Genomic DNA, 16,043 nt, shown 5'->3' on the forward strand with positions numbered 1-16,043 from the left:
ATCCGAAAATTAATTATCTTTCGTTCAAGAGATTTATTGCATCTATACAGGCAAATGTGGCAATTTTTGTTATCTCACTTGCTGACGCTCCCATTTGTACTATTTGTACCGGATATTCAAAACCATTAATTATTGGTCCTATAAAAACACCTCCAGCTAATTCTTGCAACAATTGTGTTGATATTGCAGCCGAATGTAGACCGGGCATAATTAATACATTAGCAGGACCTGATAGCCTACAAAACTTATATGAATTACGATTAAGGTTCAGAGCAACATTAGCTGACATTTCGCCATCATATTCAAAATCTAGACTCATACTATCTAAAATTCTAACAGCTTCCCGTACTCTATTTGCCTTTTCTCTCATTGGATTACCAAAAGTTGAGAAGGAAAGTAGTGCAACCTTTGGTGTCATTCCCATATTTTTTGCTATATTAGCAGTCTGCAAGGTTATTTCTACAAGATCTTGCTCATTTGGCAGTTCAGCCACACTATTATCAGCAATAATTATATTATGCTCCTTGGCAATCAGAATGGAATAACCTAAAATTCTGTTATTTTCTTTGGCTTCCATTACCTTCATAATATCCTCTAAGCTACTATAATAGCTCTTTGTTACACCAGTAACCATACAATCAGCATCGCCACAAGCTACCATGATAGCTGAAAATATATTTCTATCACTTTTAACTAGTCTAGCACAGTCACGGTATAAGTAACCTTTACGCTGTAACCGGCTAGAAAGAGTATCTATATATTTATCAAGATTTTGGTTAATAGCAGCATTCATTATGGTAATACCATCTAAATCATAATTCATACCTATTCTATTTAAAACAGCAGATATTTTATCAGATCTACCAACTAGGATAGGATGAGCATACGAAGCATCCCGCATACTCATAGCAGCTATAATTACCTCTTCCTCCTCACCTTCAGCAAAAACTATTCTTTGAGGTGTTGATTGTTGAATTCTCTCAAATAATAGATTCATGTAATGAGAGGTAGGATTTAACCTATTTTCCAGCTCCTTTGCATAATTCTTAACATCAAATTCGGTAATTTTAGCAACCCCACTATCTATGGCAGCTTTAGCTACCGCTACCGGAACAGTGGTAATTAATCTTGGATCAAATGGTACAGGAATTATGTAATTTGGACCAAAAACCATTTTCTTACCAGGATATGCTTTATAAACTTCATTCGGAACAGCTTGTCTTGCTAATTCAGCTAAAGAAGTTGCTGCCGCTATTTTCATTTCCTGATTAATAGTAGTAGCTCTAACATCTAAAGCTCCACGGAAAATATATGGAAATCCCATAACATTATTAATCTGATTATTATAATCAGAGCGTCCAGTAGCAATGATTGCATCGCTTCTAACTAGCTGTATATCCTCCGGAGTAATCTCTGGGTCTGGATTAGCCATGGCAAAAATGATAGGATTTGCAGCCATGCTAGCTACCATTTCTTTAGATACTGTTCCTTTAACAGATAAACCAAGGAATACATCGGCTGACTTCATAGCATCACTCAGAGTTCTAAGATCGGTCTCGACTGCATATAATTCTTTCCATTTGTTCATGCCTTCTTGCCGACCTTGGTAAACTACCCCCATTTTATCACATAGTATAACATTTTTTTTGTCTACACTAAGAGCAATTAGTAATTCAATGCAAGCAATTGCCGCTGCCCCTGCACCACTTACGACAATTTTTAGACTATCAAATGAACGATTGGTAAGATAAGCTGCATTAATTAAACCTGCAGCAACAATAATAGCTGTGCCATGCTGATCATCATGAAAAACAGGTATCTGCATACAGCTTTTTAATTTTTCTTCAATTATAAAACATTCAGGAGATTTAATATCTTCTAAATTAATGCCTCCAAAACTGTAATTAAGATATTTTACTGCATTAACAAACTCATCAGGGTTAGTCGTATCTATTTCAAGATCAATAGAATCAATATCCGCAAAGTTCTTGAATAAAACGGCTTTTCCTTCCATTACAGGTTTCGACGCAGCTGCCCCTATACTACCAAGACCAAGAACTGCCGTACCGTTAGTTATTACAGCAACTAAGTTGCCTCTAGCAGTATATTTATAAATATCATCTATATTTTTCGCAATTTCAAGACACGGAGCTGCTACCCCTGGCGAATAAGCCAAAGCCAAGTCATGTGCAGTATCCAAAGGCTTAGTTGTCACAATAGCAATTTTGCCTGGCTTACCTTTTTGATGATATTCTAAGGCTTTGAGATAATTTATTTTATTCATTTCACCCATGATGTTATTCCTTCTTAATTACTTCAAGTGTTTATTGTCCCACTTTGGGAGAAAAACCCCGCACTTGCAGTGCGTCGTTTCAACATAAATTTTAAATATCTTATCAAGAAAAGATAAGATATTTTTTAACAAAATCTTACACTTCACAGATATATTCTTTTTGTGTTGTGACACTTTCTAAATGAGCCATACACAAATAGTTTCTAACTTTTAAGTTAGTACATACATGAGGCATTCATGCCGTAATATTAAGCTCTGCACTTGCAGTGCAGAGTGGTTAACTAGTTATATCATCCACATAAGAACTGACAATGATACTATTGAAAAAAGTGTTGTGAACGTAATGATTGATGCCATAGATTCTGGATCACCACCAAGTTGGCGTGATAGAACGTAAGCAGTGCTAGCACACGGCAGACAGCTATACAGGACACCAAATGATTTAACAGTACCAGTTATTGACATTAGTGACAACACAATTATTGTGACAACAGGAAAAGCCACTAACTTAACAAAACTAGTAAGCAATACATTTTGTAAAATAGCACCACGCATAAAAAATTTGAGACTTGCCCCAACATTTAGCATACCTATAGCTAAAGCAGAGTTGGACAGGCTAGATAAGGTTTTTTTTATACCAAGATGTAATTCTAAACCAGAATAATTAAAAAGAAATCCAATTATACTAGCTATAATCAAGGGATTTTGTACTATCAATTTAAGTATCAATATAAAGCTAGCTTTAGGCGACTTAGCTACTGAACTATCAGGGATATAACGTGCAAAAATCATTACTGATATTATATTAGTAAAAATGATCATATAGGATGAAATCACAGATACTATAGCAAGTCCCTCCTGACCCAAGAGAGGACTACTAACACCAAAAAATATATAACTATTAAAACGTATTGCACCTTGAAAAGTTGAAGTAAACTGAACCTTGTCAAAATTGGTTTTCTTCTGATAGATAATTAAAGCCAAAGAAATAATAGAGGTGGAGATGATTAATGCAAATACCAGTTTTATTATAGACGATGCATTTAAATCGGCTGCAGATATATTATTAAAAAGCATAATAGGGAAAAGAAAAAAATATGATAATTTCTCTAATCCTCGCCAAAATTCTTCAGAAGTCAACCATTTCCTTTTGATAATACTACCAAACAAGGGAATCAACAAAACAGGTAATGTACTAGAGAAGATTTCGTTCATCAGTTTACAATTATCCCAATTAGCAATTGCTAGACAATTAGCAATTGGCTGTAAATATTATGTTATACCCCAATTCGGCATAAGAATTGACAAATTCTTATGCCGAATTCGCGTGTTATGATTAAAATTTTACCTCGCATAATATCAGAGTTTGATTGCAAATCAAGACGTATACAGGAGTTTCGCACTTAGCAAAAAATATGTTAATCTAGCAAGAAAGAGTTTTAGTTAAGCATGGCAAGATCAAAATGTAGCAAAGACTTATATAAATCATTTTTACAAGCAAGTAGCGTAAGATATAGTGGTAAAGCATTATCTGAAGTAAGTCCAATAAACCTATCTCATGATAGTGCAAGTCGATGGTTAAATAGTAAGGATTTCCGCCCTAGCGGGATCTACAGAGAAGTGTCAAAATATATTGATAGGGAAGCTTCTTGTTTATTAGTGGGAGATGACACGTTATTGTCAAAGCAATACAGTAAGAAAATTGAGCTTGTACATTATCAATATTCTGGAGCTGTACATGATGTTATACCTGGTATAGGGATGGTCAACTTACTGCATTACAATGCTAAAACTGATCAATCTACCCCTGTAGATTATAGAATATATGATAAAGAAACTGATGGAAAAACAAAGAATGAGCATTTTTGTGATATGCTTACTTTAGCTAAGGAAAGAGGGATCAATCCTGATGCAGTAGTAATGGATGCGTGGTATAGCGGTTTGGAGAATTTGAAACATATACGTAATTTAGGTTGGACATGGGTTAGTAACCTAAGCGAGTCTGTCCTATAGTTTGTGTAAGTTGCAAAGAAAGCAGTAAGAGATTACTGTAAAAAAAGTAACTTAAGCAAGCAAGGAGGAATTATGGCTAAAAAATTAGATACAGATAAAGATACATTAGACATCAGTAATCAGCTAGTAGAAGAATTATTATCAAAAGCAGATCCATCGGAGTTATTTGGTCGAGATGGTTTATTTCAACAGCTAAAGAAGCAAATAGTTGAGAAAATATTAGCAAGTGAGTTGGATCATGAATTAGGATATTCAAAACATAGCAAGATGCCAAAAGTAGATAATAATCGTCGTAATGGTAGCTATGAGAAGACAGTAATTGATGGGGATGGTCGTAAGCTGACAGTAGAAGTACCAAGAGATCGGGAAGGAGAGTATAATCCTCAATTAATACCAAAAGGGCTGAGGAGATTTAATGGATTTGATGAGAAAGTGATATCCCTTTATGGTCGCGGTATGACAGTCAGCGAGATCCGAGGGCATTTAGAAGAAATATATCAAACTGATGTATCTGGTGACTTGATATCCACCATAACAGATGGGGTGATAGAAGAAGTAACTAGGTGGCAAAATCGTTGTTTAGATAGGGTGTATCCAATATTATACTTGGACTGTATCTATGTAAAATCTAGAGACAATCACATAGTAATAAATAAAGCAGTATATTTAGCACTTGCTGTAAATATAGAAGGGAAAAAGGAGTTACTTGGCATTTGGATAGGCAAAAATGAAGGTGCTAAATTTTGGATGCAAGTAGTTACTGAGCTAAAGAATCGAGGAATTGAACAAATTTATGTTGCTTGTGTGGATGGTTTAAAGGGCTTTCCAGAAGCTATAAGCAGTGTATTCCCGAGTACTATAGTACAATTATGTATTGTACATATGGTTCGCAATTCAGTAAAGTATGTGTCATATAAAGATTTAAAAGAGGTCACATCAGATCTAAAACAAATTTATACAGCTAATAATGACGAAATGGCACGTTTAAAACTTCAGCAATTTGGTGTAAAATGGGATAAAAAATATCCGGTAATTTCTGATATTTGGCAACGTAATTGGTCTGGGATAATACCGTTTTTTGCCTTTCCTGAAGAGATCAGAAAGGTAATTTATACTACTAACACTATAGAATCTGTAAATCGTCAAATTAGAAAAATTATCAAAAATAAGGGGGTGTTTCCAGATGATAAGTCAATTCAAAAAATAATATTTTTATCCCTACAAAATGCAGCCAAAAAATGGACCATGCCTATTAAAGATTGGTCTTTAGCTTTAAATCAATTTGAAATACTTTGTGGAGATTTTAAATATGATTTATTGGAAAATAAAAAATGAACTTACACAAATTAAATGATTGACTCACCTAAGCAGGAGTTTCGGAGTTAGCAAAATTGCGAATCAGCTAAAAGGCATCTAATGTTGTTCTGAATTGATGTTTTTATAACTTCCCAAGTTTGTTGATATAAAGTAATTTTTTCATTTATCCTCCTTTTGTTCATATCGAGCCAAGCAAATACAGCAAGGCAAATATGATTTCTCTGAGCTCGACCCGTGCGTGCCTGACAGCGTTCAATACCACAAGTTTGTTTTAATTCTCGATGATAAACTTCTATAGACCACCGTGCCTTAACAATTTTCTCTATTTGTTCACGTGTTGGATTTTCTAAGTTAGTTGTTATGTAATCAATGCGACCATTTTTTGCCACAAACTTAAATACCGTAACCCAACCGTATCCACGTAGGTGAATTTTTAGTCCCTCATCAGGAATCTCTAAACTTTCTAAGCTAACATTATGATTAACTTTTCTATTTTTTCTTAGGTTACTAACCCATGTCCAACCTAAATTACGTATATGTTTCAAATTCTCCAAACCGCTATACCACGCATCCATTACTACTGCATCAGGATTGATCCCTCTTTCCTTAGCTAAAGTAAGCATATCACAAAAATGCTCATTCTTTGTTTTTCCATCAGTTTCTTTATCATATATTCTATAATCTACAGGGGTAGATTGATCAGTTTTAGCATTGTAATGCAGTAAGTTGACCATCCCTATACCAGGTATAACATCATGTACAGCTCCAGAATATTGATAATGTACAAGCTCAATTTTCTTACTGTATTGCTTTGACAATAACGTGTCATCTCCCACTAATAAACAAGAAGCTTCCCTATCAATATATTTTGACACTTCTCTGTAGATCCCGCTAGGGCGGAAATCCTTACTATTTAACCATCGACTTGCACTATCATGAGATAGGTTTATTGGACTTACTTCAGATAATGCTTTACCACTATATCTTACGCTACTTGCTTGTAAAAATGATTTATATAAGTCTTTGCTACATTTTGATCTTGCCATGCTTAACTAAAACTCTTTCTTGCTAGATTAACATATTTTTTGCTAAGTGCGAAACTCCTGCTAAGAAAAAATAGAAAAGTTAATCATAATGTTAGCTTAGAAAGTTTAGAGATTCCTGATGAGGGACTAAAAATTCACCTACGTGGATACGGTTGGGTTACGGTATTTAAGTTTGTGGCAAAAAATGGTCGCATTGATTACATAACAACTAACTTAGAAAATCCAACACGTGAACAAATAGAGAAAATTGTTAAGGCACGGTGGTCTATAGAAGTTTATCATCGAGAATTAAAACAAACTTGTGGTATTGAACGCTGTCAGGCACGCACGGGTCGAGCTCAGAGAAATCATATTTGCCTTGCCGTATTTGCTTGGCTCGATATGAACAAAAGGAGGATAAATGAAAAAATTACTTTATATCAACAAACTTGGGAAGTTATAAAAACATCAATTCAGAACAACATTAGATGCCTTTTAGCTGATTCGCAATTTTGCTAACTGCGAAACTCCTGGTATACTCAAATGACCCTTTGAGTATCAATCAAATTTCTTGATTATTTTGCTTAAATCTTATAGAACTCATAGGGAAGTCTAATGAATATCCTAAGATGAGGGAGCTATTTTTATTGTATGTACCTAAATTAATTAGGTATAAAATACTTAGTGGAATCAAATATTCTGATATACTCGATGAAAATCAAGAATTGCGTTGTCGTCTTCAGGGTTCGTAGGTAGGCACGTACTAAATGTACGCTCCACTCCTCGACCCTTCGACTCCTGCTACTATCATGATTTTGATCTTCGTCTATCAACTCTTCATTTACGAGTAGTATATATTCTAGTAAACTTAAATTATTTTTAGACCGTGATGAATCATAACATAGTTAACTTGGCAGCTGCCATTGTCTTGTCCCTTGGTATTATTTTTGGATGGCAATATTTTTACGATAAACCAAGATTACAAAAATTAGAACAGCAAAATAAAATATATAATAAGCAAGTTCAAGAGTTAAAGAAAAAGAATGTTCAAGTAGAAGCCTCTAAAGAAGCTGAATCCTTTGTTGCTACCAAGATAATTCAGATAAACTCAGAATTACTTTCCGGATCAATTTCTTTAAAAGGTCTTCGATTTGATGATTTAATCTTGTTGAAATATAAGCAGGATTTATCACCAGATAGTAAACCTGTGGTGTTATTTGCTCATTCTCAGTCAGAAGAAGCTTATTTTGCTGAAATAGGTTGGTTTAATAAAGATAACAGTACTATCCTTCCTGATAGCGAAACTCTTTGGCAGGCTGATAATGATGAGTTAACTCCTGAAAAAGCTGTAAATTTATCATGGACTAACAAAGATGGGGTTAAATTCTTGGTTACTATCAGCATGGATAGTAATTACTTGTTCACCATAGATCAAACTACGGTAAATGATAGTAAGCAGCCAATATCAGTTCAGTATTATGGACTAATTAACCGTAAATATACTGGCAAAGAGAAAGTGGCTAATATCCTGCATCAAGGACCAATTGGTGCTATTGATGGTAGGCTTAAAGAACATTCCTTTGATGACTTAAAAGATAAAAAGACTGAAAAATTTCCGCAAGGTGTTGTTGATTGGATTGGTATAACAGATAAATATTGGCTAGCTTCCTTAATTCCGGATAAAATTAGTAAGTATAGTTCTAATTTCAATTGTGTAATAAAAAACGGTATTGAAAAATATCAGGTTGACTTCATTTCACCAACTCAAACTATAGAAGTAGGAAACAAATTTACTATATCACAAAGATTATTTGCCGGAGCAAAGAAAGTTGATTTATTAGATAAATACGAAAAGCAATATAATATTATGCTATTTGACAGGGCAATTGACTTTGGTTGGTTTTATATAATTACTAAGCCAGTTTTTAATGCTATGAACTTTTTCTATCACTATGTTGGTAACTTCGGTATTAGTATCTTGATTGTAACTGTTATCATAAAACTGCTAATGTTTACTCTAGCTAATAAATCATATCGTTCGATGAAAAAGACAACAAATCTTCAGCCTGAAGTCGAGAGAATTAGGGCTTTATATGCTGATGATAAAATGAGGCTTAACCAAGAAGTTATGGCATTGTACAAAAGAGAAAAAGTTAATCCCATAGCTGGTTGTCTCCCCCTTATTGTACAAATCCCAGTATTTTTCTCAATTTATAAAGTGTTAAATGTAACTATTGAGATGCGTCAATCACCATTTTTTGGTTGGATAAAAGATTTATCTGCTCCAGATCCCACAACAATTTTCAACTTGTTTGGATTACTGCCATTTACGTGTCCAAGCTTCCTGATGATTGGTGTATGGCCCATTTTTATGGCTCTGACTATGTTTCTACAGCAAAGGATGAGTCCAGAGCCAGCTGATCCAGTTCAAGCTCAAGTAATGAAATTTATGCCGCTGGTTTTCTTAGTAATGTTTAGTAGTTTTCCAGCAGGATTGCTGATTTACTGGTCTTGGAATAACATTTTATCGATAATTCAACAATATTACATCAATAAGTTAGACAATAATGTCGGTTGATAAGGTTACAAAACTTTTCCGTCAAGAAGTAAAATTCATCGCTGGTGTGGCAAAAATAAATCAGTTTCCTAGCATATTTTTGCCAGAAATTGCATTTGTCGGCAAATCAAATGTTGGCAAGTCAAGTTTGATTAATAGTATATGTAATAATTCAAGTCTTGCTAGGGTGTCTAATACCCCTGGTCGTACTAGGCAAATAAATTTTTTCTCCCTTGCCGATAAACTTATTTTAGTTGATCTTCCTGGATATGGCTTTGCAGAAGTACCAATATACATAAGGCAGCAGTGGGAAACCTTAATAACCTGTTATCTCAGAACGAGTTTAAACCTCAAATTGGTAAATTTATTGATTGATGCTAGAAGAGGAATAAAGCAAAATGACATAGAGATTGCTAAATTATTACTTTCTTGTAATAAAAATTTTCAAATTGTTTTTACAAAGTCGGATAAGGTAACACATAGAGAAAACCTAACGACGTTAACACAGAATTTTCTTGCAACTTTAGGCTACTCCTGTAATGTAATTTATACAAGTAGCAGGAGTAAAGAAGGTGCAAAAGAATTGCAGTTTAATTTGGCAAAATGCATTAAATTATAAAGAAAAGGAGGGGAAAGGTTTTGCCCGTGTCAAAGATACTAGCCTAATTAAAGACATAATAAGACGTAGTAGTGAAGTTAGAGACCAAGTCATGGTATTTAAGCTACCGTCATTAATTATTGATGATGACAAATTGTTAACGAATTTTGCAGAGGTAATACAGTTACTTGACAGTTGTGGCATTAAAATCTTTATAGTTCATGATCATACTAATTTGGTAAATGATACGCTAAAATTGTTTGGCTGTGATGAAAAATTTATCAATAATATTAAGGTAGCCGATTATAAAAGCTCGCAGATTATGGAAATGGTTCTGTCTGGCTATATTAATAAGCGTATAGTTTCAAAGCTCTGTAGTTTAGGTTGTTATGCTATTGGTATTTCCTGCAAAGATGCTAATCTTATTCAAGCTAAAAAATCAAAATTATCACATAGGAGAGACAGTAATCAAGCTATAATAGATATTGGGTTTGTCAGTGAACCAGTTATAATAAACCCTGAGATTTTAATAAATTTTGAAGATAGCAACATTATTCCTGTTATAACACCAGTAGCTAGTGATGAAAAAGGCAATACTCATCTACTGGATGTAAATCTGACGACCTCGATAATTGCTTCCTCATTAGATGCAGATCATTTAGTATTATTATGTGATGGGATAGAGTTTGCCGGAGAGAAGTACATACGAGTAAGGGATATTAATGTATTGAAAGAGATGTTGAATAATACTGTTGATCCTGAAAAAGTTAGCTTGCTTGAAGCAGCTTTAAGTGCTATTCAAAACAGTAGCAATTATGTACATTTCCTCAACTCGGCTTTCCCTGATTCGATATTGTTAAGTATGTTTATAAATAAAGAATATGAGTGAACCCCAATTTGGGATAAGAATTAGTTAATTCTTATCCCGAATTCGCGTAGTGAGTTATAGATTTAATTTTTGGTAAAAAAGCAAAAGAGAGGTAATTTATGTCAGGCACTTTAGTATCAGACCCGTTATTTGTCGGTTTAACAAGACCTGCAATGATATTTGGTGTGAGTATAAAATTTGCAGCACTTAATATGATTATATCTATGTCATTATTTATTCAAAGTAATAGTGTTATGAATTTGCTTGTTGCTTTTGTGATTCATATGATAGGGTATGTAATATGTTTTAAAGAACCAAGATTTATAGAATTGCTTTTAAATAAATCTTCTAAATGTAGTCAGTGTCCTAATAAATCATTCTATGGAGCGAATTCATACGGTATCTAGGTTTTATGAGCAAAGTATAAAATGACAAAATTATCTGTAACAAAAACAGCCAAAGAGTCGAGATCTAGGAAAGAAAAACCTACTTCTCATTTTATTCCTTATAAATGCCATTGGGATAGTAATACTATTTTAACTAAAAATAATGAATTATTACAAGTAGTAAAAGTAGGTGGTTTCTCCTTTGAAACAGCCGATGATGAAGATTTAGATATTAAAAAAAATATCAGGAATTCGTTACTTAAAAATATGTCATCAGGCAATATTGTGATGTATTTCCACACGATCAGGAGACGCAAACCAGTGATTTTTGATGGGCTTGAATATACCTCTGACCCTACCATAAAAGTACCTAATGATTTCACAACTTATTTATCAAATGAATGGCGTAAGAAACATGCAGGTTCTAGGTCGTTTTTTAATGAATTATATGTTAGTATTCTTTATAGACCAGATAAAGCTGGGGTTGCTATAATCGAATATTTCATTAAAAAGCTGATGCAAAAGTCTGATAAATCAGCTTGGGAAAATGACATGCGAGATATGCAGGATAGTTTGCGAGAAATGTCCTCAAGAGTAGTTAATACATTCCATAGTTATTCGGCGAGGTTACTTGGCGTACGCAAGTCAAATAGTGGTTATTGTTGTGATATTATGGAATTCTTGGGTACTTTGGTGAATTGTGGATCTTCAATGCAAATGACCGTTCCAAGAAATTCAATAGACCAATATCTCCCCACTCATAGATTGTTTTTTGGTTCTAGATCTATAGAAGCACGTGGTCCAAAGGGTAGAAGATACGCCGGTATATTAAGTATTTTAGAGTATGGACCATCTACGTCAGCTGGAATTTTTGACGGATTTTTACAAATGCCTTTTGAGTTTGTAATGACCCAAAGTTTTGTTTTTGCTAATAGGACAGTGGCGATTAGCAAAATGCAACTACAACAAAATAGAATGATTCAAGCAGGGGATAAAGCTGTATCACAAATTGCTGAAATCTCTCGAGCACTTGATATGGCTACCAGTGGTGATATTGGTTTTGGAGAGCATCATTTTTCGCTTCTATGCTCTGATAGTAATTTAAAATCCCTTGAGGATACCCTATCTATGGCTTCTGTTGAACTCTCCAATTCTGGAATTCAACCTGTTAGAGAAAGAATTAATATGGAACCAAGTTATTGGGGGCAACTTCCTGGAAATATGGATTATATAGTAAGGGGTTCGACTATAAATACTTTAAACATGGCTAGTTTTGCATCTATGCACAATTATCCATTAGGTAAGGTTTTTAATAATCACTGGGGAGAATATGTAACTGTACTCGATACTACCTCGGGAACACCTTTTTATTTCAGTTTTCATGTTAGAGATGTTGGGCATACCTTGATCATTGGTCCAACTGGTGCTGGTAAAACAGTATTAATGAATTTTTTATGTGCACAAGCACAAAAATTTAAACCTAGAATGTTTTTCTTTGATAAAGACCACGGTGCTGAAATATTTATTAGATCACTTAATGGGATTTATACCACAATTGATCCAGGAGGAGAATGTAACTTTAATCCTTTGCAACTTGATGATACTGGGGAGAATAGAACATTTATATTAGAATGGCTTAAAGTATTGGTGACTTCTAATGGAGAGTCGTTCTCATCAGAAGATAATAAGATTTTATCACAAGCAGTAAGTGGTAATTTTAAGTTAGAGAAAAAAGATAGAAGATTAAAAAATGTTGTAGCATTTTTAGGCATAGATGGTCCTAATAGCTTAGCAGGCAGGATTGCTATGTGGGTTGGTAAAGGCTCTCATGCTAGAATATTTGATAATGAGGCAGATAATATTAATTTGCAGCAAGCTCGAGTATTTGGCTTTGATATGACCGAACTGTTAAAAGATCCAGTTAGTCTTGCTCCTGTGCTACTATATATTTTCCATAGGATTAGTATTTCTTTAGATGGTCAAAGAACTATGATAGTTCTTGATGAGGCGTGGGCTTTGATTGATAATCCAGTATTTGCTCCCAAAATTAAGGACTGGCTAAAGGTTTTGCGTAAGTTAAATACTTTTGTAATTTTTGCTACCCAAAGTGTTGAAGATGCAGCTAAAAGCAGGATTAGTGATACCTTGATCCAACAAACTGCAACACAAATATTCTTACCAAACCTTAAGGCAACTGATATTTATCGTAGTGCTTTTATGCTTAGTCAACGTGAATATATTTTGATAAAAACTACAGATCCAACATCGCGTTATTTCTTAATAAAACAAGGGGTAGATGCAGTTGTTGCAAAAATAAGTTTAGATGGTATGACTGATATTATCAATGTTCTTTCTGGTCGGGTTGAAACAGTGTTATTGTTAGATCGGATTAGAGAGAAATATGGTAATGATCCTGAGAAATGGTTACCGGTATTTTATGAGGAAGTAAAATCACTTTAGTTAATTTATGCATTATAATTTTATAAAAAATTTACTTAGTGGGACAAAAATATTTGCTAAAATAGTAGTGCTATGCAGTCTACTAAATTTTACTATTATCCATAATAGTTATGCAGAAGAACCAAAACAAAAAGATACTTTAGATACTATAATTGATATTCTCTCAGGTTTGACCTGTGAAACTCAAGGTATCGGTGATTTATTACGTACGGAATTTTCTCACACTTGTATACCAGCATCATTTTTTACCTTTGCTGTTGCTAATATAATTTCGCCAGGATTATATGCAAATACCATGCTACGTCTTAAAATAAATGACCATGAATTATTTGATGGAGATTACCCTGGAGGACAATGTGCAAGAAATAATAAAATTGATCCAAATGACCCTAAATTAACCTTTGCATTTTGTAATAATGTTAAGCTAGCAGCTGTTAGAGTACAGGCAATAGCCATTTCTGCTCTTGTTATTGCTAAAGCCGTATTAACCGGTTCTGATCCGTGGGAAGAGATTATGGAAGCATGGAAGAGCAATAAAGCATCATTTCATACTATTTATAAGGATCAAAAAGATGGTGACACCGATGTAATGTTGGACGTACCTATACCAGTTATTTTTAAAGTAGTAAAAATAAAAGATACCATGTGTGTGGCTGCTCCTACTATATTAGCAGATTGGGTACCAGTTGGCTGTAAGTATATTAGAGAACCTTACCCTGAATCGATCTATGCGACTTTTATGAGTCTTGATGGTGGAACTAAGAAAGGTCCTAATACCGCTACTGACCCAATGGCAATAGTTGATTGTGGTTTATCATCTTCTAGTTGTTACCAAAGAGCTTATAATAATTCTAAGGCAGCCATCGTTATCTCTTCACCATTAATAGAATGTATTAAAGAAATGACAGCAAGATTACTGGTTAGTAAAGATGTTTGTATATTTGATGATATTAATAAAGTAATTAATTCAAGCAAAAGAGAAAGTAGCATATTATTTCAATTTCAACGTAATATGCACCGCACTGTTACTGCTTTATTGACTATATATGTAATTTTCTTTGGTTTTAAAATTATACTTTCTGGTGATGTTCCTCCTAAAAATGAAATAATTAATTTTGTATTAAAGATGTTGTTCGTAACCTATTTTTCTGTAGGTATAAACATTACTCCTGGTAGTAATTCTGACTATAATCGACTAGATGGTATGGTACAATGGGCTTTTCCTTTATTATTAGGAGGAATAGATACACTTGCTGGTTGGGTTATGAATGCTTCTCCATCAGAGCTGTGTAAATTTGATGCTAAAGATTACGATAAAAATCTTTCTTATATGGCATTATGGGATTCATTAGACTGTCATGTAAGCCATTATTTAGGATTAGATATCCTATCAACCTTACTGGTAGAAAATCAATATAAAAATCATGATTTCAAGAGTTTTGACTTTTTTAGTTTCTCAGCCCCACCTTATGTATATTTACTGATTCCTGCTATTATTTCAGGTAACATGACTCTAGTATCCTTGGCACTGTCTTATCCTTTATTAGTGATTTCTGTTGGAGCTTTTATGGTGAATGCTACAGTGATGTGCATGATATCTATAGTAATATTAGGTGTTTTAGCTCCTCTTTTTGTGCCAATGTTTTTATTTGAATATACTCGTGGTTACTTTGAATCATGGGTAAAGTTATTAATATCATTTTTGCTACAACCTATGGTAGTGGTAACCTTTCTGATTATGATGTTTTCAGTTTATGATTTCGGTTTTTATGGTCACTGTAAATATACAAGTAAAACTATACAAAATAGTATAGAAAGTGGGGGAGATGGAAAAAGGCATGTAAAAATATTTTTTGTTAATAATAATTGGAATGAATATGCGAAAGATGAAAGTAATGGTATAGATGATGCCAAAAGCTGTAAAAATAGCCTAGGTTATATGCTTAATAATCCACTAGCAATAGTTTTTGATTTTGCCAAAGATAACCTAAATGAAATAGTGAAAGAAAAACCAGGTAGTGGTAGTACAAGCGATCATTTATCTAAATACCAATTTTTGCAGGGCATTATTATGGGACCCGGTATGTTCTTTGTATCACCCAAATTAGTTTTTGAGAAAATTAAGGATATTGCTCTAGCTTTAATTACTGCCTGCTTTACTTTGTATTTAATGTATCACTTTAGTAGCCAATTAGCAGATTTTGCGGCTGATATGACTGAAGGTGTACCTCTTAGTGGTGTTGCCATACATCCACAAGCAATATACAAAGCTGGTATGGCTGCTCTTGGAGCTGCTGGTAAAATGCAGGCGGCTGATAAAGTAGCTAGAGGTGCTGGAGGTGCTACTAAGGATATGGGTGGTGGAGGTGGATCAGCTGAAGATACTAAAGCTACTGGTGGTGAATCAGCAGAAGATAGCTTAGACACCAGCGGTTCATCTAGAGATACTGTATCAACAACAGGAGGAGGTGGTGGTAAGTCTCTAGGTGGTGGTGGACTTCCTATCTCTCCAACCCGTCATATAGC

The 16,043-nt window shown here is 34.0% G+C and carries 12 protein-coding genes and 1 pseudogene; 9 read left to right on the top strand and 4 right to left on the bottom strand.

Annotation, left to right across the window (positions count from 1 at the left end; translation table 11 throughout):
• Positions 1-13: 13 nt before the first annotated feature.
• The 3 genes from AAHN00_RS13415 to AAHN00_RS13425 all read right to left on the bottom strand — a co-directional run bounded on the left by AAHN00_RS13415 (position 14) and on the right by AAHN00_RS13425 (position 3,508).
• The gene (locus AAHN00_RS13415; RefSeq protein WP_342271564.1) at positions 14-2,293 is read right to left on the bottom strand and encodes an NADP-dependent malic enzyme; all 2,280 of its coding nucleotides are present in this window, start codon (positions 2,291-2,293) and stop codon (positions 14-16) included.
• An 18-nt stretch (positions 2,294-2,311) separates the two neighbouring features.
• Positions 2,312-2,467: a hypothetical protein gene (locus AAHN00_RS13420; RefSeq protein WP_342271565.1), complete on the bottom strand. Its 156-nt coding sequence runs from the start codon at positions 2,465-2,467 to the stop codon at positions 2,312-2,314.
• A gap of 111 nt (positions 2,468-2,578) precedes the next feature.
• Positions 2,579-3,508, bottom strand: a complete 930-nt coding sequence (locus AAHN00_RS13425; RefSeq protein ID WP_342271566.1) for an AEC family transporter — start codon at positions 3,506-3,508, stop codon at positions 2,579-2,581.
• Between the two features lie 234 nt (positions 3,509-3,742).
• On the opposite strand from AAHN00_RS13425, the gene AAHN00_RS13430 reads away from it, so the two are divergent.
• Positions 3,743-4,306, top strand: a complete 564-nt coding sequence (locus AAHN00_RS13430; RefSeq protein WP_342271567.1) for a transposase — start codon at positions 3,743-3,745, stop codon at positions 4,304-4,306.
• Between the two features lie 72 nt (positions 4,307-4,378).
• Positions 4,379-5,641 (top strand): IS256 family transposase, encoded by a 1,263-nt coding sequence (locus AAHN00_RS13435; protein ID WP_342270914.1) that lies wholly within the window; start codon positions 4,379-4,381, stop codon positions 5,639-5,641.
• Positions 5,642-5,688: 47 nt separating this feature from the next.
• On the opposite strand, the gene AAHN00_RS13440 is transcribed toward AAHN00_RS13435, so the two are convergent.
• Entirely contained in the window at positions 5,689-6,669 is a 981-nt protein-coding gene (locus tag AAHN00_RS13440; RefSeq protein ID WP_342271025.1) for a transposase, read from the bottom strand.
• 39 nt (positions 6,670-6,708) lie between these two features.
• Between AAHN00_RS13440 and AAHN00_RS13445 the strand changes: the two genes are divergently transcribed.
• The 7 genes and pseudogenes from AAHN00_RS13445 to AAHN00_RS13475 form a co-directional block, all read left to right on the top strand.
• Positions 6,709-7,167, top strand: a complete 459-nt coding sequence (locus AAHN00_RS13445) for a transposase (RefSeq protein WP_342271568.1) — start codon at positions 6,709-6,711, stop codon at positions 7,165-7,167.
• A gap of 370 nt (positions 7,168-7,537) precedes the next feature.
• On the top strand, positions 7,538-9,226 hold the full coding sequence (gene yidC, locus AAHN00_RS13450) for a membrane protein insertase YidC (protein WP_342271569.1): 1,689 nt from the start codon (positions 7,538-7,540) through the stop codon (positions 9,224-9,226).
• Positions 9,216-9,824, top strand: coding sequence for a ribosome biogenesis GTP-binding protein YihA/YsxC (gene yihA / locus AAHN00_RS13455; RefSeq protein ID WP_342271570.1), 609 nt, complete (start codon positions 9,216-9,218; stop codon positions 9,822-9,824). Before yidC ends, yihA begins: the two co-directional genes overlap by 11 nt.
• Positions 9,778-10,692, top strand: a complete 915-nt coding sequence (locus AAHN00_RS13460; protein WP_342271571.1) for an acetylglutamate kinase — start codon at positions 9,778-9,780, stop codon at positions 10,690-10,692. The genes yihA and AAHN00_RS13460 overlap by 47 nt, the downstream gene beginning before the upstream one ends.
• 98 nt (positions 10,693-10,790) lie before the next feature.
• A complete protein-coding gene (locus tag AAHN00_RS13465) occupies positions 10,791-11,078 on the top strand; it encodes a VirB3 family type IV secretion system protein (RefSeq protein WP_341755416.1) in 288 nt (95 codons plus the stop codon).
• A 21-nt stretch (positions 11,079-11,099) separates the two neighbouring features.
• Positions 11,100-13,517, top strand: a complete 2,418-nt coding sequence (locus tag AAHN00_RS13470; protein ID WP_342271572.1) for a VirB4 family type IV secretion/conjugal transfer ATPase — start codon at positions 11,100-11,102, stop codon at positions 13,515-13,517.
• A gap of 7 nt (positions 13,518-13,524) precedes the next feature.
• Positions 13,525-16,032, top strand: a pseudogene (locus AAHN00_RS13475) (type IV secretion system protein); the annotation flags it as partial.
• Positions 16,033-16,043: the final 11 nt, after the last annotated feature.

It is taken from the genome of Candidatus Tisiphia endosymbiont of Parasteatoda lunata, from assembly GCF_964030955.1.
Classification (GTDB): Bacteria; Pseudomonadota; Alphaproteobacteria; order Rickettsiales; family Rickettsiaceae; genus Tisiphia.

Bases quoted from the DNA above. Each gene is read 5' to 3' on its own strand.
- AAHN00_RS13435 (WP_342270914.1), top strand. From the start codon at position 4,379: ATGGCTAAAAAATTAGATACAGATAAAGATACATTAGACATCAGTAAT.
- AAHN00_RS13415 (WP_342271564.1), bottom strand. From the start codon at position 2,293: ATGGGTGAAATGAATAAAATAAATTATCTCAAAGCCTTAGAATATCAT.
- yihA (WP_342271570.1), top strand. From the start codon at position 9,216: ATGTCGGTTGATAAGGTTACAAAACTTTTCCGTCAAGAAGTAAAATTC.
- AAHN00_RS13430 (WP_342271567.1), top strand. From the start codon at position 3,743: ATGGCAAGATCAAAATGTAGCAAAGACTTATATAAATCATTTTTACAA.
- yidC (WP_342271569.1), top strand. From the start codon at position 7,538: ATGAATCATAACATAGTTAACTTGGCAGCTGCCATTGTCTTGTCCCTT.
- AAHN00_RS13470 (WP_342271572.1), top strand. From the start codon at position 11,100: ATGACAAAATTATCTGTAACAAAAACAGCCAAAGAGTCGAGATCTAGG.
- AAHN00_RS13465 (WP_341755416.1), top strand. From the start codon at position 10,791: ATGTCAGGCACTTTAGTATCAGACCCGTTATTTGTCGGTTTAACAAGA.
- AAHN00_RS13440 (WP_342271025.1), bottom strand. From the start codon at position 6,669: ATGGCAAGATCAAAATGTAGCAAAGACTTATATAAATCATTTTTACAA.
- AAHN00_RS13425 (WP_342271566.1), bottom strand. From the start codon at position 3,508: ATGAACGAAATCTTCTCTAGTACATTACCTGTTTTGTTGATTCCCTTG.